This is a genomic window from Nocardia gipuzkoensis, assembly GCF_021183645.1.
Taxonomy (GTDB): domain Bacteria; phylum Actinomycetota; class Actinomycetes; order Mycobacteriales; family Mycobacteriaceae; genus Nocardia; species Nocardia abscessus.
In genome coordinates this window covers 3321817-3342977 of record NZ_CP089225.1, presented here as the reverse complement: position 1 = coordinate 3342977, position 21161 = coordinate 3321817, and the positions used below count along the sequence as shown (strand labels likewise).

Annotated in this window: 18 protein-coding genes; 8 read left to right on the top strand and 10 right to left on the bottom strand. The window is 67.4% G+C overall.

The features are described from left to right. Window positions 1-381: 381 nt before the first annotated feature. Both LTT66_RS14905 and LTT66_RS14900 read left to right on the top strand, forming a co-directional pair. A complete protein-coding gene (locus tag LTT66_RS14905) occupies window positions 382-4293 on the top strand; it encodes a Pls/PosA family non-ribosomal peptide synthetase (RefSeq protein WP_233067803.1) in 3912 nt (1303 codons plus the stop codon). Next, complete coding sequence (locus tag LTT66_RS14900) at window positions 4293-5639, top strand: M1 family metallopeptidase (protein ID WP_195066569.1); 1347 nt, start codon at window positions 4293-4295, stop codon at window positions 5637-5639. The genes LTT66_RS14905 and LTT66_RS14900 overlap by 1 nt, the downstream gene beginning before the upstream one ends. Here LTT66_RS14900 and LTT66_RS14895 read toward each other — a convergent pair whose 3' ends face one another. From LTT66_RS14895 to LTT66_RS14885, 3 genes are read right to left on the bottom strand one after another with little or no spacing between them, the layout of a single operon-like run. Further along, complete coding sequence (locus tag LTT66_RS14895) at window positions 5640-5825, bottom strand: hypothetical protein (protein ID WP_043703544.1); 186 nt, start codon at window positions 5823-5825, stop codon at window positions 5640-5642. 27 nt (window positions 5826-5852) lie between these two features. Continuing rightward, window positions 5853-6311, bottom strand: coding sequence for a DUF2752 domain-containing protein (locus tag LTT66_RS14890; RefSeq protein WP_233067801.1), 459 nt, complete (start codon window positions 6309-6311; stop codon window positions 5853-5855). Window positions 6312-6361: 50 nt separating this feature from the next. Then, the gene (locus LTT66_RS14885; RefSeq protein ID WP_233067799.1) at window positions 6362-6733 is read right to left on the bottom strand and encodes a glyoxalase superfamily protein; all 372 of its coding nucleotides are present in this window, start codon (window positions 6731-6733) and stop codon (window positions 6362-6364) included. Window positions 6734-6924: 191 nt separating this feature from the next. Between LTT66_RS14885 and LTT66_RS14880 the strand changes: the two genes are divergently transcribed. After that, window positions 6925-7977: an alpha/beta fold hydrolase gene (locus tag LTT66_RS14880; protein ID WP_233067798.1), complete on the top strand. Its 1053-nt coding sequence runs from the start codon at window positions 6925-6927 to the stop codon at window positions 7975-7977. Between the two features lie 197 nt (window positions 7978-8174). Here LTT66_RS14880 and LTT66_RS14875 read toward each other — a convergent pair whose 3' ends face one another. Continuing rightward, window positions 8175-9167, bottom strand: a complete 993-nt coding sequence (locus tag LTT66_RS14875) for an IS481 family transposase (protein WP_233067796.1) — start codon at window positions 9165-9167, stop codon at window positions 8175-8177. Window positions 9168-9476: 309 nt separating this feature from the next. Here LTT66_RS14875 and LTT66_RS14870 point away from each other — a divergent pair, with 309 nt between their 5' ends. The 3 genes from LTT66_RS14870 (at window position 9477) to LTT66_RS14860 (ending at window position 11820) form a co-directional block, all read left to right on the top strand. After that, complete coding sequence (locus LTT66_RS14870; RefSeq protein ID WP_233067792.1) at window positions 9477-9932, top strand: hypothetical protein; 456 nt, start codon at window positions 9477-9479, stop codon at window positions 9930-9932. A gap of 143 nt (window positions 9933-10075) precedes the next feature. Next, window positions 10076-10498 carry a PPOX class F420-dependent oxidoreductase gene (locus tag LTT66_RS14865; protein ID WP_233067789.1) on the top strand — a complete coding sequence of 141 codons (423 nt, stop codon included), beginning with the start codon at window positions 10076-10078 and terminating at the stop codon, window positions 10496-10498. 329 nt (window positions 10499-10827) lie between these two features. Continuing rightward, window positions 10828-11820, top strand: a complete 993-nt coding sequence (locus tag LTT66_RS14860; RefSeq protein ID WP_233067786.1) for a small ribosomal subunit Rsm22 family protein — start codon at window positions 10828-10830, stop codon at window positions 11818-11820. A gap of 159 nt (window positions 11821-11979) precedes the next feature. Here LTT66_RS14860 and LTT66_RS14855 read toward each other — a convergent pair whose 3' ends face one another. Together LTT66_RS14855 and LTT66_RS14850 are read right to left on the bottom strand one after the other, a co-directional pair. Continuing rightward, window positions 11980-12627, bottom strand: coding sequence for a pyridoxamine 5'-phosphate oxidase family protein (locus LTT66_RS14855; protein WP_233067783.1), 648 nt, complete (start codon window positions 12625-12627; stop codon window positions 11980-11982). 2 nt (window positions 12628-12629) lie between these two features. Beyond that, a complete protein-coding gene (locus LTT66_RS14850) occupies window positions 12630-13019 on the bottom strand; it encodes a DsrE family protein (protein WP_233067779.1) in 390 nt (129 codons plus the stop codon). A 181-nt stretch (window positions 13020-13200) separates the two neighbouring features. Here LTT66_RS14850 and LTT66_RS14845 point away from each other — a divergent pair, with 181 nt between their 5' ends. Further along, a complete protein-coding gene (locus LTT66_RS14845) occupies window positions 13201-13770 on the top strand; it encodes a TetR/AcrR family transcriptional regulator (protein ID WP_233067776.1) in 570 nt (189 codons plus the stop codon). A gap of 1160 nt (window positions 13771-14930) precedes the next feature. Here the strand turns inward: LTT66_RS14845 and LTT66_RS14840 are convergent. Genes LTT66_RS14840 through LTT66_RS14830 form a run of 3 tightly spaced genes read right to left on the bottom strand, consistent with a single transcriptional unit; the run spans window position 14931 to window position 19350 of the window. Next, complete coding sequence (locus LTT66_RS14840; protein WP_233067773.1) at window positions 14931-15947, bottom strand: VOC family protein; 1017 nt, start codon at window positions 15945-15947, stop codon at window positions 14931-14933. Next, on the bottom strand, window positions 15926-16792 hold the full coding sequence (locus LTT66_RS14835) for an alpha/beta fold hydrolase (protein ID WP_233067769.1): 867 nt from the start codon (window positions 16790-16792) through the stop codon (window positions 15926-15928). Before LTT66_RS14835 ends, LTT66_RS14840 begins: the two co-directional genes overlap by 22 nt. Next, window positions 16789-19350: an FAD-dependent monooxygenase gene (locus LTT66_RS14830; RefSeq protein WP_233067767.1), complete on the bottom strand. Its 2562-nt coding sequence runs from the start codon at window positions 19348-19350 to the stop codon at window positions 16789-16791. The genes LTT66_RS14835 and LTT66_RS14830 overlap by 4 nt, the downstream gene beginning before the upstream one ends. A gap of 152 nt (window positions 19351-19502) precedes the next feature. Here LTT66_RS14830 and LTT66_RS14825 point away from each other — a divergent pair, with 152 nt between their 5' ends. Next, entirely contained in the window at window positions 19503-20123 is a 621-nt protein-coding gene (locus LTT66_RS14825) for a TetR/AcrR family transcriptional regulator (RefSeq protein ID WP_233067765.1), read from the top strand. 418 nt (window positions 20124-20541) lie between these two features. Here LTT66_RS14825 and LTT66_RS14820 read toward each other — a convergent pair whose 3' ends face one another. Then, the gene (locus tag LTT66_RS14820) at window positions 20542-21150 is read right to left on the bottom strand and encodes a hypothetical protein (protein ID WP_233067762.1); all 609 of its coding nucleotides are present in this window, start codon (window positions 21148-21150) and stop codon (window positions 20542-20544) included. Window positions 21151-21161 lie beyond the last annotated feature (11 nt).

The window sequence follows — 21161 nt, the reverse complement described above, 5'->3', positions numbered from 1 at the left end:
TGCCGCGCCCGCGCTTCCGCGACCGGCTGCCAAAGCCCGCCGTGAACCTTTGCGCACTCGACATCGGCGCCACCGCGCGGCGGAGTCTGCCGAGCGCACCCATGAGCGGAATCACACCCCCGCACCCAGCGATCTCCCGGCGAACCAACGGGATGCCCCGCCGACCAGCGGTTGCCCTGTGCGATGCGAGAAATATCGATCTCACCTGCAACAACGCGCTCCGCGCCAGTCGATCCCGGGCAGCGTCCGGTGAACAACGCACGACAGCGACCCCGGGTACCGTGGACGATTGGCCGTCGTGGCGTTTGCCCTTTGGTAACCCAGCTATGACACAACAACAGGAAAGTGTGAGGCAGGCCGATGGGAGGTGCGCAGAGCACCATGCTCGAGACAGACGTCGACATGCCGGCGCGCCCGTTGTCGCGCGGCGACCGCGCGCCCGAGGCCAGGACGCTCGTCGACATCCTGACCGCCACGGCGCTCGCACATCCCGACGCTCCCGCCATCGATGACGGCCGAGTGGTGCTGTCCTATCTGGAGCTGGTCGTCGAGATCGAGAAGACCATGGCCCGCCTCGCCACGGCGGGCGTGCGGCCGGGCGACCGGGTCGGCGTGCGTATGCCGTCGGGCACCCGCGGGCTCTACGTGACCATCCTCGCCATCCTGTACTCCGGGGCCGCGTACGTGCCGGTCGACGCCGACGACCCGGACGAGCGCGCCCACCTCGTCTTCGGGGAAGCGCAGGTCACCGCGATCGTGACCGCCGATGGCATCGAGACCACTGCCGCGGGCATCCGCGCGGCAGAGCAGCAACGCGAGGAAACCTGGTCGACGCTGCCCAGCCCCGGCGACGACGCCTGGATCATCTTCACCTCCGGTTCCACCGGCACTCCGAAAGGCGTTGCCGTCACACACCGCAACGCCGCCGCCTTCGTCGACGCCGAAGCCGACCTGTTCCTCCCCGACGCCCCGATCGGTCCCGGCGACCGGGTTCTCGCGGGTCTGTCGGTCGCCTTCGACGCGTCCTGCGAGGAGATGTGGCTGGCCTGGCGCAACGGCGCCTGCCTGGTGCCCGCCCCGCGTGAGCTGGTGCGCACCGGCGCCGATCTCGGTCCCTGGCTGGTGCGGCGCGAGGTCAGCGTGGTCTCGACCGTGCCGACGCTGGCGGCGACCTGGCCGGTCGAGGCGCTGGAGGCGGTGCGCCTGCTCATCTTCGGCGGCGAGGCGGTTCCGCCCGAGCTCGCCGAACGTCTAGCCGGGAACGGCGATTCGGCTCGCGAGGTGTGGAACACCTACGGCCCCACCGAAGCGACGGTCGTCGCGTGCGCGGCGCGATTGGACGGCCAGTGGCCGGTCCGCATCGGACTCCCGCTCAACGGCTGGGATCTGGTCGTGGTGGATCAGGCGGGCAACCCGGTGGCCGAGGGCGAATCCGGCGAATTGGTGATCGGCGGCGTCGGTCTGGCTCGCTATCTCGACCCGGTCAAGGACGCCGAGAAGTACGCGCCGCTGGCCTCCGTCGGCTGGGAGCGCGCGTACCGCAGCGGCGACCTGGTTCGCAACGACAGCGCCGGACTGGTCTTCCTCGGCCGCGCCGACGACCAGATCAAGCTGGGCGGGCGGCGCATCGAACTCGGCGAGATCGACAACGCTCTACAGCATCTCCCCGGTGTCACCGGCGCCGCGGCGGCCATCCGGACCACCAAGGCGGGCAACAAGATCCTGGTCGGCTACCTGACCGGCCCGGGGTCGGAGTTCGACGCCAAGGCCGCGCGCGCCATCCTCACCGAACGACTCCCGGCTCCGCTGGTGCCCCGGCTCGCGGTGGTCGGGGAGCTACCCACCCGCACCTCCGGCAAGGTCGACCGCGACGCGCTGCCCTGGCCGCTGCCCGATGCCGCCGAGGACGACGACGACAACGATCTGACCGGTACCGCGCAATGGGTCGCCGGACTGTGGGATTCCATTCTCGGCGCCCAGGTCGGCGACCTCGGCGCGGACTTCTTCGATCTCGGCGGCGGCTCGCTCGCGGCGGCGCAGCTGGTCACGGCGCTGCGCGAACGGTATCCGCAGATCGCCGTCGCCGATGTCTACGATCATCCCCGCCTCGGCGCGCTGGCCGACCTGCTGGAGCAGACCACGCCCGCCGTAGCCGTCGCCGAGCGGACGGTGCGCCCGACCCCACGGCCCGCGCAGGCGGCGCAGGTGCTCGCCACCATCCCGCTCACCACCCTCACCGGACTGCAGTGGTTCACCTGGCTGGCGATCGTCGGCAACATCGCCGCGTGGTCCGGCTCGCTGCCCTGGCTGCCGCAGCTGTCGTGGTGGTGGACGCTGATCGCGTTCCTGCTGTTCATCTCCCCGCCCGGCCGCATGGCGATCTGCGTGGCCGGCGCGCGGCTGCTGCTGCGCGGCATCGGGCCCGGCCGCTACCCGCGCGGCGGCTCGGTGCATCTGCGCCTGTGGGCCGCCGTCCGTCTTTCCGAGGCCAGCGGCGCCGAGAACCTCTCCGGAGCGCCGTGGATGGTGCCGTTCGCCCGCGCGCTCGGCGCGAAGATCGGCGAGGGCGTCGATCTGCACAGCCTCCCTCCGGTGACGGGCATGCTGGAACTCGGCGACGGTTGCAGCGTGGAGCCGGAAGTCGACCTGTCCGGTTACTGGATCGACGGCGACGTGGTGCATCTCGGCCCGATCACCATCGGCCCCGGCGCGGTGGTGGGCTCGCGCTCGATCTTGCTGCCCGGTACCAAGATCGGCAAGAACGCCGAGGTCGCCCCGGGCTCCGCGGTAGCGGGCAAGGTGAAGGCGGAGCAGGAGTGGGCCGGTTCGCCCGCGGTGAAGGTCGGCAAGGCCCAGCACCGCTGGCCGCCGCACACACCCCATCGAGCCCGGCACTGGGTCGGCATCTTCGGCATCACGTCGATGGCGTTGGCCGCCATGCCGATTCTCGGTATCGGCGCCGGTGGCGCGTTCCTCGCCTGGTTCGTTCGCGACAGCGGCACGCTCGCCGAGGGCGCCGTGCGCGCGTTCGCCGTACTTCCCCTCGCCACACTGCTCAGCCTGGGTATCTACGCCGCGACGACTATCATCGCGGTCCGGCTGCTGAGCATCGGCCTGACCGAGGGCTACCACCCGGTGCGCAGCCGCGTCGGCTGGCAGGCGTGGGCCACCGAGCGGCTGATGGACTCCGCGCGCACCTTCCTGTTCCCGCTGTACGCCAGCCTGCTCACCCCGCTGTGGCTGCGCCTGCTCGGCGCCAAGGTCGGCAAGAGCGTCGAGGCGTCCACGGTGCTGCTGCTACCGAAGTTCACCACCGTCGCCGACGGCGCTTTCCTGGCCGACGACACCATGATCGCCGGTTACGAACTCGGCGGCGGCTGGCTGCGCATCGGCGAGGCAAAGGTCGGCAAACGCGCTTTCCTCGGCAACTCCGGGATGACCGCGCCCGGTCGCCGTGTCCCGAAGAACGGGCTGGTCGCGGTGCTGTCGGCGGCGCCGTCGAAGGCGAAGGCGGGCTCGTCCTGGCTGGGCAGCCCGCCGGTCCGGCTGCGCCGCGCCGCGGAGAGCGCCGACACCGCGCGTACCTTCGACCCGCCCGCCCGCCTGCGCGTCGCCCGCGGCATCGTCGAAACCTGCCGCTTGATCCCGGTTCTGGTGACCTTCGCGATCGGCCTCGGCGTGCTGTTCACCCTGGCAGCGCTGGCGCAAACCTTCGGCCACCTGGCCGCCGCGCTGCTCAGCGGCCTGGTGCTGCTCGCGGCGGGGGCCGTCGCGGGAGCGAGCGCGGTGGCCGCGAAATGGTTGCTGGTAGGGCGGATCCGCACCGGGGAGCACCCGCTGTGGAGTTCGTTCGTCTGGCGCAACGAGGTCTCCGACACCTTCGTGGAAACGGTTGCCGCGCCGTGGTTCGCGCGTGCGGCGACCGGGACGCCCGTCCTGAACCTCTGGCTTCGCGGTCTCGGCGCAAACATCGGCCGCGGGGTATGGTGCGAGTCCTACTGGCTACCGGAGGCGGATCTGGTGACTCTCGGCGACGGCGCGACCGTGGAACGCGGCTGTGTGGTGCAGACCCACCTGTTCCACGACCGGATCATGGCCATGGACACCGTCACCATCGGCGCGGGCGCCACCCTCGGGCCGCACTGCGTGGCATTGCCCGCCTCCGCCCTCGGCGACGGCGCCACTATCGGCCCGGCCTCCCTGGTCATGCGCGGTGACGCGGTTCCCGCTTCGACGCGCTGGTGGGGCAACCCGATCGCGCCCTGGTTCACGGGCGATCCCGGGACGCGCTGATGGCGGGCAAGTTCTACGAAGCCCCCATCGATGACTACCTCCCGCAGAACGGCAACCGGGGGTACCGCGTTTCCCGGTACGAACTCGAACTGTCCTATCGGGTGGCCGCCAACCGGCTCGCCGGACGCGCCGTGATCACCGCGGTGACCACCGAGGTGCGGCCCCGGTACGCGCTCGACCTCTCCCAGGCGCTGAGCGTCACGAAGGTGTCGGTCAACGGCGCCAAGGCCGCGAAGTTCACCCACCAGCACGGCAAACTCGTGATCGCGCCGAACCAGCGGATTCCGGCAGGCGGCGTGCTCTCGCTGGTGGTGCAGTACGGCGGCGCGCCGAAACCGGTGCGCGGGCCGTGGGGCGATGTGGGCTGGGAGGAACTGACCGAGGGGGCGCTCGTGGCCAGCCAGCCCAATGGCGCGGCGTCCTGGTTCCCTTGTGACGACCACCCGAGCTCCAAAGCGAGCTACCGGATCTCGATCACCACCGATTCGCCGTACTACGCGGTGGCCAACGGGACCCTGCTGCGCAAGCAGACCAAGGCCAGTCAGACCACGTGGGTGTACGAGCAGCCGGAACCGATGTCGAGCTACCTGGCCACCATCCAGATCGGCCACTATCGCAAGCACCGCGTCGGTTCTTCGCACTCCTCGGTGCCGATGCACGCCGTGCTGCCACCGCGGCTGCGCGCCAACTTCGATTACGACTTCGCTCGCCAGCCGAAGATGCTGGAGGTCTTCAGCGAGAAGTTCGGCCCGTACCCGTTCGAGGACTACACCGTGGTCGTCACCGACGACGAGCTGGAGATTCCGATCGAGGCGCAGGGCATATCCATCTTCGGAGCCAACCACTGCGACGGCCGCCGCGGCGCCGAACGGCTGGTGGCGCACGAACTGGCGCACCAGTGGTTCGGCAACAGCCTGACCATCCGGCAGTGGCGTGACATCTGGCTGCACGAAGGCTTCGCCTGTTATGCCGAATGGATCTGGTCGGAGGCGGCGGGCGGACCCACCGCCGATCAGTTGGCTCGCGCCGCCCGGCACAACCTCTCCCGCGAGCCTCAGGACATCGTCGTCGGCGATCCGGGACCACTGCGCATGTTCGACGACCGCGTCTACAAGCGCGGCGCGCTGACCCTGCATGCGCTTCGCCTGGAACTCGGCGACTCGGCATTCTTCGACCTGCTGCGCGAGTGGACCATCCGCTACCGCCACGCGTCGGTGACCACCGAGGAATTCACCGACCTGGCGGGGCACTACAGCCTGGTGCCGCTGCGATCCCTGTGGGAGAGCTGGCTGCGCGCCGAGCGACTACCGCAGCTGCCGCCCTACGGCGGCGCCTCGATCGCCTGATCAGAACACGAGATAGCGTGCCGCCAGCTCCTCCACGAGCGGATCGTCCTCCGGGACGTTGGCCAGCGCGTCCAGATCGGTTTCGACGGCGATCTGCCGCGGGTCGTCGTGTTCGGCGTCCCGCGGGTCCTCTCCGAGTTGGCGCAGCAATTTCTGCCGCACCCTGGTCTTCAGCGAATCGTTCATACTTTCGGATGCCCCCGTCGCGCTTTGTTACACCGGTGTGAACAAGGTTCCCCACGGCGTATTGCGCAACACCGTGTAGACCGCCAGCACTGTGAAGAAAGTCCACATCGTGGTCCGGCTGATCGATGGCAGCCTCATCTTCTGACCACGCCAGGCCCGTATGGTCCAGTCCGTCACCCATACCGCGAACGCGAGGACCAGCGGAAGCGCGAGCAAGTTGCTGTGCAGGGCATCGATGATCTGCCCGTCGGTGAGGTTGTGCACGGCCCGCATGCCGCCGCAGCCGGGGCAGTACCAGCCGGTCAGCGCGTAGACCGGGCAGGTGCCGTAGGAGCCTTCGACGTGCGGATCGCGTAGATGCAACAGCACGCCGACGCCCAGTCCGACTCCTGCCACGAGCAGGGGGAGCCCGACGCCGCGCCAACCCGTCCTCGGCTCGGGCTCCAGGTCCGACGCGGGGCCGGGGGCAGTATGCGCGATCTCCACGAAGTCAACCGTAACCGTGCGGCGATCGCGGGCGCCACAGCAGCGCCGCGCTACTTCGGCTGTGCGAACCGGAGCACGTTGCCGGACGGGTCGACCAGCTCGAAGCCCGGCCCGCCCGGACCGTCTTCCGGACGACCGGGGTTGGCATAGCGGTAGCTCTTGGCCGCCAGCTCGGCATGCCAGGCGAACACGTCGCCGACCGCGATCCACACGACGCTTCCCGGCGTGCCGTCGCCGTGGTGCTCGCTGAGATGAACCATCGCCTCGGCCCGGGAGACCTGCGCGTAGAGCGGGAACTCCGCGCCGAACCGATGTTCCCAGTCGACCGTGAATCCCAGGTAGTCCCGGTAGAACTCGTAAGCCCGGGCGACGTCGAACATGCGCAGCACCGGGACCGGCGGGGCGAGGTGGATGGCGGTCATGCCGCGATCCTCGCATCGGACTCCGACAAGCCCACTACATCGCGCACGAAGTTTCATCCCGAAATGATCTTTTGCCGGTGCGAATCCGGGGGTACTCCCCGATATAGACCAGGAATACCGTCCTACAGCGCTAGCACTAGCAAGCACTCTGCTTGCACTGTACGGTGACGGTGGACACAAAGGAGTGCTCGATGCTGGTGAAGTCGATGAGGACGCTGGCGGACGCGTACAACGGTGCGCTGACCGCCGAATACCGTGCCGGACTTCGGTCCCGCACCTTCGGGACCGCGTCATTGAACGCACCGACCGCCCGCCACGCGGTCATCCCCGTCACCACCAAGGACGGCGCTCGCCTCCGAGTACACGCGTACGGTCCCGCCGAGGGCGACGTCATCGTCCTGATCCACGGCTGGAGCTGCAGCATCGAGTACTGGAACCCGCAGATCAACGCGTTCGCCGACCGGTATCGCGTGGTCTGCTACGACCAGCGCGGCCACGGCGCCAGTGAAATCGGTAAGTCGGCGCCAAGCAAGGACTCGCTCGCCGACGATCTCTCCGTGGTCCTGAACGCGACGCTGCGCCCCGGACAGCGCGCCGTACTGGTCGGCCACAGCATGGGCGGGATCACCGTGCAGGCGTGGGCCGCTCGCTATCCGGAGCAGGTCCGCAAGCAGGCCGCCGCTGCCGTCCTGTTGAACAGCTCCTCGGGCAACATCCGCTACGACACCGATCTGCTTCCGCTGCTGAACAAGCCGCTGACTCTGGCGGACCGGCCGATCACCGTGCTCGGCGCCACCGTGCGCTTGCCGATGATCGTCGCGGAGACGCTGCTCACCGCCCCGGTCCCGCTGCCGGGCGGCTGGCCTGCCAGCGCTCTGCTCAAGGCGCGCGTGATGACGCCGCACGCGACCGCGGACCAGGTGGAATTCGCGCTGGGCATCGTGCGGTCGTGCCGACCGCTCACGCGCGGCAGGCATGCCGCCGCCCTCGCCGACATGGATCTCGCCGAAGCCGCCGCATCCCTCACCGTGCCCACCACGGTGATCGCGGGCGCGCACGACCGCTTGCTGCCCGAGCGCATGTCGCGCCGCATCGCCGACGCGCTCGCCGAAACCGGCCACTTGGCCGCGTACCACGTATGGCCCACCGGCCACCTGGGCAATATCGAAGCCGCCGACCGCTTCAACGCGGAATTGGCCGCTATCGCCGAGCGCGCCCATCTGCGCTCCGCAGTCGCCGGCTGACCCCGGAGGACGTTCTCCTGGGCCGGTCAACGGCGCCCGGTCCAGGAGCAACGGTCTCCCGCGACAACGCCGGGCTCGACGGCGCGACGCCCGTGGTCGGCACATGACCGACGCACAGGTCGGTTACGACCGTAACCACTTGCGCACCGCGTGGGATCTACTTCCACGCCGTGCCCGCAGCCGTGTCGCGGGACCGCCTAGTTGTACTGACCTGAGAGGTTAGGAACGCGGCTGGCTGGTGGGTGTCCGCCGAGTGCGGTGTGGCCGCGGTGGTGATTGTAGGTGTGTAGCCAGTCGGGGAAGGTGTTGCGGCGTTCGGTTTCGGTGCGGTAGGGGCGGGCGTAGGCCCATTCCTCGAGCAGGGTGCGGTTGAAGCGTTCGACCTTGCCGTTGGTTTGTGGCCGGTAGGGGCGGGTGCGTTTGTGGGTGATGCCGGTCTCGATGAGGGTGTCGCGCCAGAGTTGGGATTTGTAGCAGGAGCCGTTGTCGGTGAGCACCCGCCGGACAGTGATTCCGTGGGTGTGGAAGTAGTTGCGTGCGCGTCGCCAGAACGCGACAGCGGTTTCCTTGCGCTCGTCGCTCAGGATCTCTGAGTAGGCCAGGCGGGAGTGGTCATCGACAGCATTGTGCAAATAGCTGTTGCCGACATGGCTGCTTCCATTGCGGCGCAATACTTTTCCGGGTGTGCGCGCGCGGTTGCGTCCGCCGGTGCGGCGGCCCACGGCGCGGTGTCCGCCGCCGTCGGGAATGTTGCCCAGTTTCTTGATGTCAACATGCACCAGGTCGCCGGGTTCAGGGTGTTCGTAGCGGCGGATCACCCGGCCGGTGGCGCGATCGAGCCACCGCAGCCGTGCCAGCCGATAGCGGGCCAGGACCCGATGCACGGTGGCCGGGTGCAGGCCGAGCAGGTAGGCGATCCGGGCCGGTCCCCACCGGCGCAGAAGGCGGAGTTTGATGATGCGCCGCTCGGTGCGCACCGGGGTTCGTCGCGGACTGCGGTGCGGGCGGCTGGATCGATCGGCCATACCGGCAGCGCCGTCGGTCCGATAGCGGTCGGCCCACCGTTTCGCCGTGGTCGCTGAGACCTGGAATCGTTCGGCGGCTCGCCTCAAAGGCCAACCGTCCTCAACGACACAACGAGCAAGCCGCAGTCGGCCCAGTTCTGACAACGGGGCATTACGGTGGGACACGAAGACCTCCGATTGGTGAATGCGTTCCTAGACAGCTCGCACTTCACCCGGAGGTCTTCGCCATGTCAGCCCGACACGCCGTCACCAACCTCTGTGGTCAGTACACCTAGTTCGCGTTCGTCCCGTTTGCCCGTCAAATACTCTCCTGGACGTCCATCAAGGAAATCAGCGCGCCGAACAGACGTATCCAGCGGCGATGGCTCAGCTTCCCGCCGCCCAGGCTCCCATTTTCACCAGAACCGTTAACACACAGCGAACTCCAGTCGACACTCAGACAGACAAGTTCTGGTTCCGGCGAAGGGAGCAGCGGTGAACGTCTCTCGTGGTGTAGCGGTCCTGGCTCTGGCCATAGGCGCACTTGCCGTGACCACCCCGTCCGCATCGGCGCTACCCCTCGGCGTCCCCCCGGCGCGAACCCTCTGCGGCGGCGGTGGTGCGGGCATCGGCATGATCGCCGCCCAATACGACCCCGACCGCAACTACGCCGACAACGCGACGCTCTGGATCCGTCCGGAGTTCGTCTTCACCCCCGACCGACCGGGCGGCTCCTGCGGTGTGGAGGTCACGGTGTCGTGGCGGAACTCCGACACCGGCGAGCTGGGCACCCTCCCCTCGATGTGGCTCGGTGACGACTCACCGGCCGAGGAGAACGTCGCGGACGTCTGGGTCCCGGTCCGCATACCTTCCGGCCTCGGCCGGGTGGAAGTCCTGATCGCGACCAACTTCCCGCACGTTCCCGGGAAGGGAGTCTTCGTCGTCACGTAGTCCGGTCCAGCGGACTGTTCTGCCCGGTCACGGCGGTTACCGCGCGCCTGCGTCGCGATCTTCGCCGGCAGCGCGCGGTACCACCGGCAGATCTGCGAGGCCCGCGCGGGAATGAAAGCGCCGACCGGACAGTCGAACAGCACATGAGACTCGACGACGCCGCACGCGCACTCATCGGTTCCGGCGCTGACGCGACATTGGTGACCATCAACCCGGACGGCAGCCCACAGGTATCGGTCGTCTGGGTGGCTTTGCAATCGACCCCGGACGGCGATGAACTCGTCACCGCCCACCTCGGCGTCTACCAGAAGATCCGCAATGTCCGCCGCGACCCCCGCGTCGCGGTGACAATCCTGTCCCAGGAACGCGGCGAGGTGATGCGTCCGTACCTTTCGATCACCGGCAGCGCCCGCGTCGTCGAGGGCGGCGCACCCGAACTACTCCGCGAACTCGCCAAGACTCTGGCCAGCCCAGATGCCCAGTTCCCCCCAGCGGACGCGCCGCCCGGGTATCTCACCCGCATCCGCATCGAGAAGGTCGGCGGCATCGGCCCCTGGGCTTCCTGAGCGACGAACAGCCGATAAGCCGAACCGATCCACGGTCCGGGCCGTCTCTGCCGCAGGCACTCGGCCACGGTCGGTCGTCAGTCGTCATGGCCGCAGGCACTCCGCCACGGTCGGTCGTCGCCGTCTCTGCCGCAGGCACTCCGCCACGGTCGTCGTCAGCTGTCCTGGCCGCTTGGTCCGACGTGTCGGAACCCAGCGAGGCGGAGGTGTCCCCCGTGATATCGCCGCCCCCGGCAACGCGCTCCTCCTGGCCGGTCACCGCTGACCAATGGGCGCGGGCCGCCATGACAGAATGGCGGCCCAGTCGTCACACGGAGGAGCTTTACGGGGTGGAGCTGCCCACCGAACTCGTCGCCGCCCTCGACCGGGCATGCGCGGGCGTTCCTCAGCGGCAACTCGCCGCGTCGGTCGAGCGGCTGATCTCGCGGTATCGAGACCCGCGTCCGGCCTCGGCGCCGATCCTCACATCGACTGCCGACGTCACCGCGTACGCCGCCTATCGCATGCCCGCTACCTGGGCCGCCGTGCGCAGCGCGCTCGAGCGGTTCGCCGAGCAGGCGCCCGGCTTCCGACCGGTGACGCTGCTCGACGTCGGCGGGGGTACCGGCGCGGCGCTGTGGGCCGCCGCCGAACTGTTCCCCTCCTTGGCCGAGGCGACCGTCTTCGATCAGGTGGACGAGGCTTTGCAGCTCGGACGCAGGCTTGCGACCGGCGCCGACGCCGCGGCGCTGCGCTCCGCCGTATGGCGGCGGACCTCGTTCGCCGAACGGGAGGTATTCGGCGAAGCCGACCTCGTCACGATCTCCTATGTACTCAGCGAACTGTCCGGGGCAGAGCAGGCAGCCTTGGTCGCCCGGTCGGCCGAGGGGGCGGAAGTAGTGACCGTTATCGAGCCGGGTACCCCGGACGGCCACAGCAGGATACTGGCCGCCCGCGACGTCTTGGTCAATGCCGGAATGGCCGTCGTGGCCCCGTGCCCGCACCAGCACGTTTGCCCGCTCGCCACGGGCACGGACTGGTGTCATTTCAGTACGCGGATCAACCGGACCTCCCTCCATAGGCGGTTGAAGGGCGGCGAACTCGGCCACGAAGACGAGAAGTTCTCCTATGTCATCGCCTCGCGGACCGCGTACGAGCCCGCGCCGGGCCGAATCCTGCGGCATCCACTCAAACGCAAGGGTCTGGTCTCCATGCAGGTGTGCACACCGGACGACGGCGTACTGCCGACCCTCGTCTCGAAGCGACAGGGCGAGGCATACCGCAGCGCGAGGAACGTGGAGTGGGGCGACGGCTGGCCGCCATTTCGCCCGACGGAGCATTGACCGTACTCGCCGGACTGTCGGCTGTCATCGAGGGCATCAGCCGCTCGAGCAGCGCCCGGCGCGCCGCCACTGCGAAGCCCCTGCCGACGCGCCGGAGGTGGACCGATCGGAGCGTCGAGTGTCTACAGCATCAGTCGGTCCTTCCTGCCGAATCCAGGTTCAGCTCATCGGACCACGGTTGCGATCCGCCGCAGACTGCCGAGCCTGTCCTTCGCAGCCTTGCTGCGCGGCCAATTGTGCTTCCAGTTGCTGGATGCGTTCGCGCAGCGGTTCAGTGAAAAGGCGTACCTCATCCGCGGTGAACCGTGGAGTGATGAGTTTCGGGCAATTCCAGTCGAAGGCGACGACCTCGACGGTCATGAGGCCTTCGAGTTTGCCGTCGATGCCTTCTCGGTCGAGTGTTTCAGGGTCCGGATCGGGGTCGAACCGCGCATGCCCGAGAATCTTGAGCCGCTTACGGTTCGGATAATCCATCGCGATCATCGCCACGCGGTCGTCGTTGTCGAGGTGACCGGCTGTGATGTATTGCCGGTTACCGGTGCGCTCGGCCCACGCCAGCCGGGTAGGGCCGAGCACTTTGACGAAGCCCGGCGGCCCGCCACGGTGCTGAACGTAGGGCCAGCCGTTACGTCCGACCGAAGATAGGTAGAAGCTGTCGCGGTGGGCGAGGAACTCGGCTTCCGCCGCACCCATGCCATCGGGCACGGGCGCGGCGGAAAGTGAGCGTTCGTAGCGGCCGTATGAACCTTGCCGACGTTGGTGCGCCTGCTCATCCGGTCCGAACGTCAGGGCGAAGAAGTGCTCCATGGTCAGAACGACAGGATGCGGTATCCGTCGTCGACCAGGGCGCGCAGGCTGGCCAGGCCGGAGGTGCCCGGCAGCGGGTTGTCCTTGATCAGGTCCATACCGCTGGCCTGCACGCCCTGGCTGCTGCCGAAGACGTCGGCGCATCCGCAGGAGGCACCGGCGATGGTATGGCGCACTGCTTGGTAGACCTCGTATGCCGGGTGATCGGGCGCACCGAGCAGCTCGGGCCAGCGCGTGCCCGCCCCGTGGAACTGCACACGGACCTCGTCGCCGGCCTGATCGAAGTCGTAGGCAGCCGCGAGTGCGTTGAACACGCGACCGAGGGCTTCGTCGCCGCCCGCGGGGTCGCTCAGCACGACTACCGCGGTCTTGGTCGCAGCTTCTCGGGTCATGTTTCTCTCCTTCGATGTTTCCGCAGCCGAGTGGCCGACGGATGTCTTTCCTGCCGGTTCGGGCCGGAACGTCCGAGCCCAGGAGGTGGTTCTCCTCTGCCGACGCCGGTTGAGAACGATCGTTCTCAACCGGCTTCGCTAGTCTAGGAGAACGATGGTTCTCTACGCAAGGGAGTGCGCTGTGCAAGAGGAATCGGACGCGCTACGGGTACTCGCTGCCGCCGAGCGTCTATTCAACGACCGCGGCATACAAGCGGTGGGCATGGACGCCATCCGAGACGCCGCGGGCCTACCGCTCAAACGTCTCTATCACCACTTCCCCTCGAAAGCAGATCTGGTGCGTGCCGTACTGGAGCACCGCGACTGCGAGGTGCGCGAGGCGATCGCGCAGTTCGTCGATGCCCGTGCGCGTACGCCCCGGGAGCGGGTGTTGGCCGTGTTCGACTTCCTGTTCGAGTGGTTCGCGCAAACCGGTTTCCGGGGCTGCCTGTTCATCAACACGGTCGGGGAGCTGGGTGGCACAGTCGATGACGTCGGCCGGATCGCCAGGCAGCACAAACTCGCGGTGCGCGAGTACCTGGCCGATCTCATCGCCGACTGCCCGGTTCCGGAAGCGCTGGCCGACCAGCTGCTGATCCTGGCCAACGGCGCGATGGTCACCGCCGCCATGCACGACGACCCCCAGGCCGCGCGCAGGGCACGGGACGCCGCCGAGACCCTCCTGTCAGCAGCCGAACGCCGCGGCGGATGAGCAAACGTCCTGATCGAATAGACCGACAACGGTGGGTGACCGACGTCAGCTTCGGTTCCACGCGGGAGCAATAGCCGCGCCGCGTGATGGGCGCCGAATCGGCCGCCATCGGCGTGCGCTGGATACGATTCCCGCTCGAGCCGAAGGTAGTCAAGAAGCGTCAGCGCCGCCTGTCCGGGTGGACGAACTCGTGCTGTCGTTGACTGCGAAGGGGTTGACCACCGGTGAGATTTCGGCGAACTTCGCGGCGCGGATGCCATGGTCAACCTTCCGGTTGCCGGAAGACACATCGCCTCGAGATGCGGGTGATGACGACGGTGCGCACACCGAGCCCGTTCCAACGTACGAGAAAACGCCGTTGAACTGGCGTTTCTTGGAGCCGCCTGGGGGAATCGAACCCCATTGTGCCCCACTGAAAACGACCAATTCAACGAGCTGACCTGCGCGTATCACCGCCGCTCAACTGCACTTTCGCGACGTATCACTACATTTCGCAACAGAAAATACCACCTGAGTGATGACGCCGTCATCACCCGGTCAGCGCACAGAACGAGGATTTTGACGATGACGGCATCGGTAACGTCGGCATCCCGTAGGGGCCTGCGAGTCGACCGCGCAGCCCACCAACACTGCGGTCAGACCACAGACATCCACTTGCTTCTCAGCGCGACGCGTCGATTGCGGATGCCACACAAGCTGAACGGTCACCAATGACCCATCAACCACCAACACGGCGTGGCGAACACCAAGCAGAGATGGTGCCAACTCTCCGGGGAGCGACTGGATGTTGTCCCTGCTCGGACAGCTCGGCGCGTTCGGCTATCACGGAGTATCGGTCGTGGTCCAGCGATCGGTCGCCCTCGAGCTTCGCTATCGGTCTTGTTGACGGGGATGGTTGTCCGGCTGGGTGAACACCATGGTGGTCGGCCTGGGGCCGAATCGGAACGGCGACGACAGGAATCCGATGCGCACCTCCGGAACGCGCCGACGACGAACTCGCCCAATCGGCTCACCGGCTGGCGCGACCCGATCCCCGGCCTACTCGATGCGACCCTGTTCGAAGACATCCGCCGCGGTCGACATCCACGACCTTCCGGCTCTGGTCGCGGGCCTACGAATCTCTGGGTGAGATTCGTGTCGGACAGCTGGGCCGACGAGGATCAGTTATCGCCGATCCCGATCCCCGACAGCTCGGGTACATCCTCCTCTTCTCGACTCAGCGACCGCGCAAGGATTTTCAGCCGGGCGAGCATGTCGAAGACCGTTTGTCCGACGGGCTGATGGCCCCAGATACTGGTGCCCTGGTGGGTGGTGGGCTCCCAGGTGTTCTCGTCGACGAGGATCGGGTTCCACCCGATTTCGAGGTCGAATCCCGAGGGTGTCTCGACATAGTACGAAAGTTCCAGGTCGTTGGTGTGCTGGCCCACGCCAAGGGACAGGGCGAAGCCCGTTTGCTTCATCCGCTGGTAGGACTGGACCATGTCGTCGAGCGTCGCCGCCTGGATGTTGACGTGCTGCACCTTCGTCCTGATCGGGTCGCCCGGGACGTTCTGCACGGAGACCACTGCTACAGAATGGTGACGTTCGTTGACCCGCAAAAACCTGATCTTGAGCTTCACGCCGCTGATGGTCTCGTCGATGTAGTCCGAGAGCCGGGCGTCGAAAACGCGGTTGTAGTAACCGCGAACTTGGTGCGGCTTCTTGGAGGTGAACGCGACGTGTCCCATCCCTCCGCCACCGGTGACGAAGCCAGAGGTCACCATCTCCAACGGCGAGTCCGTCGTAACGGGCCGGGTGAAGATCTCCTGGACGAGGCCCTTGGGCCCGGGGAAGCGCCAGAGCCTTTCGACGCCGCGCAGCGCCGCCTCCTCGGGAGTGCCCTCGGCGACGGGGACACCCGCTGCGGTGACCCGCCCGAGCACCTGCTCGAAGGACTCGTGGTTGTCGACCTGCCACCCGATCGCTTGGACGTCCTCGGCCGGTCCCCGCTGGATAAGGAACCGGCAGGCATGCTCGTCGATGCGGAAGCGCAGGGCGTCCGGTCCCAGCGAGTCGACATGCAGACCGACGGCGTCGACGCCGAAGCGCCGCCAGTCCCCGAACCGCCGCGTCTCGACCACCAGGTATCCCAGGCGCACATCGCCGAAGACGCTCTTCACGACTCGTCCAGCAGCCATGCACGAATGACCGTGTTGAAGAGATCGGCTCTCTCCCACTGAGCCCAGTGGCCGGTGCGGGAGAGCATGAGCAGGTCGCAATTCGGCAGCGTCCGGGCCAGCATCCTGCCACCCTCGGGCCTGTTGACCTTGTCTTCGGTCCCCCAGATGACGAGGGTCGGAGTGGTCAGAGACTTCAGCCGGCTGTCGCGGGTGAAGTCCATCCGCCATACCTTGCGGAGGGCCAGCGGGCCGGAAGGGCGCCGCAGTGGTGGATGTGCGAGAACGTCGCGCTCGATGCTCGACATGTACCGAGCCTCGATGAGCTCCTGGGGAATCGAGCTGCCGTCGTACACCAGGTAGTCCCGGATGAACGTCTCCACCTTGGCCAGCGTCGGCCCCTCACCCGTGTAGTAACTCAGCAGATGGTTCAGACCGGCCGTCGGCAGGCTCCGGGTCGTGCCGATCCCGCCCGGACCCATGAGCACGAGCTTGTCGACGCGTTGTGGGCTGTCGAGCGCGAGCCTCAGGGCACAGGCACCGCCCAGGGAGTTGCCCAAGAAATGCGCGCGCTCGATGTCGAGGGCGTCGAGCAGGCCACGCATGCTGGTCGCCAAGTCGCCGAAGGGGTCATCACGGTCGACTCCCTTGGTGGAGCGGCCGTAGCCGGGCAGGTCCGGCACGATCACCCGGAAGCTGGAGGCCAGGGCGTCGATGTTGCGCGAGTAGTTCGACACGCCGAATGCTCCCGGTCCGCCCCCATGCAGGAGGACGACGACCGGACCAGGGGTGCGGGTGTCGGCGTAGAAGATCTCCCGCTCGGCGCTGACACGAATCAGCCCCTCGTGGGCGATCGGCTTGGTCACGAGAGCTCCCCGGTCGCGGCGGATTTGATGGTCGCGGCGGTGATGTCGGTGATGTCAGCCCTCCACAGCCGGCCGACGGTCTGCTTGGCCGCCATGGCCGCGAAGTGGTCCACACCCTCGGGGAGTTTGTCCGTGCCGACGATGTAGAGGACATCACGACCGTCCTCGCGACCGAAGGCGCAAGCGACGGGCTCTCCGCCCTCCGGCATGACTACCCGGGCCCTCACGCGGCCGGTGCCGTCGTAACAGGTCACGACGTCGGCGAGGATCGGGGAGCACACCCAGATGTTGCCGTTCGGGTCGAGCGCGATGCCGTCCCCGGTGCCTGGCGACAGGTCCGCGAAGACCTCCGGCCGGCCGAGGCCGCCGTCCTCATGCACAGGCACGGTCAGCAGGCGGAAGCCGAAGGACTCCACGAGATGGAGCACGTCACCGTCGGCCGAGAGTGCAAGGCCGTTGGGGAACAGCAGTCCTTCGAGTACGGCGCGCGAGGACAGGTCCGTGTCGACAAGGATGAGCCGGCCCGCGGCCGGGGGCTCGCCCTCGAGGACCCGAGCTCCGGTGTCGTCGACGTAGATGCGGCCGAGGCGGTCTACGGTGAGGTCACCGAGGTAGCCGGTGGTCAGGTGGGAAAGGTCGACGTAGGGCTCGAGGCCTTCGCTGCCCTCGACGTAGACGACGCTGTCGAACATCGACGCCACGACGAGCCGACCGTCGGGGAGGAAGCCCAGACCGTTGGGCATGGCGGGCACTTCGTGCAGTCCGGTGATCTCGCCGTCCGCGGGGTCGTACTGCAGGACGCGCCCCCCGGTCATGTCACTGAAGACCAGGCGGCCGTCACGCCAGCGCGGCCCCTCTCCGAACAGGAAACCGGAACCGACCTCCTCGGCGGGCAGCGTCGGCACGCGGTCCCGGCGCACCGACACCCCGGTAAGGCGATCCCATGCCTCCGCGGCCTCCGCGGCTGACGGGGAGGTCGACGAGCGCCAGGCCACGTGCTGGTCAGGGCGCACCAGCACCAGGGCCTCGCCGTACTTCGCCACTGCCTCCGGCTCTACGAGGTGCAGAGTCGTCAAAGGCACCCGACGCGCCGCGGCCTCGCTCTCGAAGTCAGCGACCGCTGGGGCGTCTGCGCCGAGTCGGAGCAGGGCGTAGCCGTCGCCCAGCTTGTCGTACAGCGAGGAACCGTCGGACAGCCACACGTGCGGAGCCCGCACCCCCGGTCGGCTCGACTCCTCATAGTGGTCGAGCGCGACCGCCGGGTGGGTAGCGCCGTCGTAGCAGATGACGGGCGAGTCCGCGTAGGCATACCCCAGCTGGAGGCCGACGCTGTTGAACTCGGCGAGGTTCACGGTGCGAATGCGGTTGCCGATGTCTTCGCGCAGCGCTGCCGCTTCCTCGGTGGCCTCACCGAGGGAGGCGGGGATCTCGATCGCCTGCAGCTCGCGAGTGATCTTCGCGGCATGGGAGGCAACGATCGTCCCGATCGAGGCACGTTCCACGGCGTACGCCTCCAGGGCGTCCTCGCACAGCCAGCCCTCCAGTGCGCCTCGCAGCATCCAGGCAAGCCCCACCGAGTCGGCGATGCCTGCGTTCATACCGAATCCGCCCATCGGGATCCAGATGTGGGCGGCGTCGCCGGCGAGGAACACCCGCCCGTCGCGGAACCGGTCGGCGACCATCGCGCGGCCGATCCACACCTCGCGGTTCAGCAGCTCGTACTCGAACTCCTCGCCGATGGCAGCGAACATCGCGCGTTCGTGGTCGAAGCTCGCGTCGTCTGTCCCCGGCGGCAAGACGATGTGGCAGATCCAGCGGTTCTCACCGTCGATCGCGGCCATGCTGATGGGCGCTTCGCCCCCCACGAACCGGTACATGAACCCCAGCCGGGCCTTGGCCGCGAGCTCGGTGATGCGAGGTGCCCGCACAAAGACCGTCACGACGCGCGCCACCTCGGGGATACCAGTCAACCGTGCACCGATGCCCTTGCGCACCAGACTGTTGGCTCCGTCGGCGCCGACCAGGAAGTCGGCCTCGATAACTCGCTCTTGGCCATCGGCGTCTCGGACGACACATCGGACCCCGTCGTGGGATTGCTCGAACGCGACCAGCTCCGTGCTCTCGCAAAAGTTTACGGCCGAACTCTCCCGCAGGGCGTCGTGCAGGATCGGCTCCGCGAAGAGCTGGGAGACCCGGTGCTGAGGTTCGGGGGTCGGCCAGCCTGCGTCGATCGCCTGCACCTCCGGGTCGCCGAGCTCATTGCGGGATGGCATGACGTATCGGGTGAGTTCGTACCCGGCGAGCGTAGTCATGTAGACCACGTCGGTCGGGTGGTCATCGGGCAGGCCGGCCGCGCGGATGGCGTCGGCGAGACCGAGCCGCCGGAGGAACTCCATGGTCCGTGCGTTGGTGGTGATGCACTTGGGGTTCGGGGCGATCGTGTCCCGCCGCTCGATGACGGTGCTGGCAATGCCGAGCCGGGCGAGTTCGAGCCCCAGGACGGCGCCGACAGGGCCGGCTCCGGCCACCAATACCGAGGTCCTCAGTGTGTGTTGCATGACTGCTTCCTTGCTGTCGTCGGCTGCGCTTCAGGGGCCACCAGGGGCGGTTCTGTATGAGGTTAGACACACCATCAACTAAAAGTCAACGCTGCGTCGACGCATAATCGACATAGCGTCAAAACGACTCGAACTCATGCAATAATCGGGAGATGACTACGGCCTCACGACGTGCGCAGCGCAAACGCGAGCCCTCGCGCGGGGACCTGCGCGAGCAGCGCATCCTCGAGGTGGCCGAGCGACAGCTGGACGAGCAGGGCTTCGACGGCATGACGATGGACGCCATCGCGAAGGGCGTCGGCATCGCTCGTTCGGCCCTGTACTTCTATTTCGACTCCAAGCAGTCGGTAGCGATCGCGCTCGTAGAAGCGATCTACGACGAGCTTGTCGCCCCGATCCGCGAGGTTCCGGTCAACGCCGACACTGACGACCTGATCAGCGACACGATCGACCGCGTGGCCGAGCTCTGGCGGCAGCACACTGCAGTCATGTGCTTCGCCGCGCAAAGGTCGAGCGACATGCCCAGGATCGGCGAGCTGTGGCAACAGACAATGGACCGCTGGCTGGAAGCCACGCTCGCAGTACTGCGGTCACAGCCGGGATCGGCAGCCACCGAGGCGCATGTCCGCGCACTCAACTCGATGGTCGAGCGCACGCTCTGGCGGTTCTACTCCGAGCCGTATACCTCGGTCGAGGAGCAGGCGCTACTGCAAGCCGTCAAGGACATCATCGGGGCAACGGTCAAGGCCCTGGGAGAGAGTTCGCGCCGCTAGGGAGCTTCTCGGATGATGCCACTCGTACGATTGCCAATGTCCGCCGTATCGGGTGTGCTGAAGGACGGGCCGATGCATTTGCGGGTCGGTTGCTCCGCCGGATTCGCAGAGGCTGGCCATGCGCGCGGAATGATTGGATCGGCTATGACGCGCCAGCTTTCGGATCCACACCCAACCTGACTTCGGGCTCACCATCCGCCGGATGCATGGACTGGCGCTGAGCCGGGGGCACTGTGCCTCCTGAACTGTTAGCGGGAGGCCGGAACCGACGTTGTCATCGACGGTCACGGTAAGAGCGTCGATGGTCACGGCGGCGAGTTGGACGGCCCGCATCCGATCCGTTCGACACTATCCTGAGAGGTAAGTGCGCCGGATACGATGCCGATATGGCGGATACGCCGTGCGGGTGGTCATGTGCTCACTTCATCGGCAGCGCGCCGTCCAGGCCCCCGACCTCGGTGATCTTCCATCCGGAGTTCTTGTCGATGGTCAGCGCGTAGGTGACGGTGGTTTGTCCGCCCTGCGGGGTCTGCACGCTGGTCGAGGTGACGTTCAGGAAGGCGTTGACCTTGTAGATGCCCGAGGACGTCGAGGTCACGACCGCGGTGATCGGGTGGGCAGTGGAGGTCCATTGCAGTGGCATCAGGATCTGGTCGAGTTGGGGTGCGGTGGCGTCGAATCGGCCGGCCAACTCTGGTGTGGTGTTGGCTTTCAGCTTCGTGTACCAGGCTTTGGTATCGCGATAGTCGATGGTGGAGGCCCCGACCGCATAGTCCATCGCGACTTGTTTGCTGTGGTCCTCGTCAGCAGCGCGCGCGTCCTGGCCGGCCAGTTCACCGCGTGCGGAGACCAGCAGTACCGTGAGCACGGTGATCGAGGCGACGGCGATGATACTCAGCACCACGGCGATCGCGGTGGAGAGGCGAATCGCGACGCGGCGCGGCACTTTTCGAGGGGTTGTATTCACCTCATCGTTGTCGGCGCGGCTCGTGTGCTCGTCGAGTTCGTCGTCGGTCCGGGTACTCACTGATCTCTCCT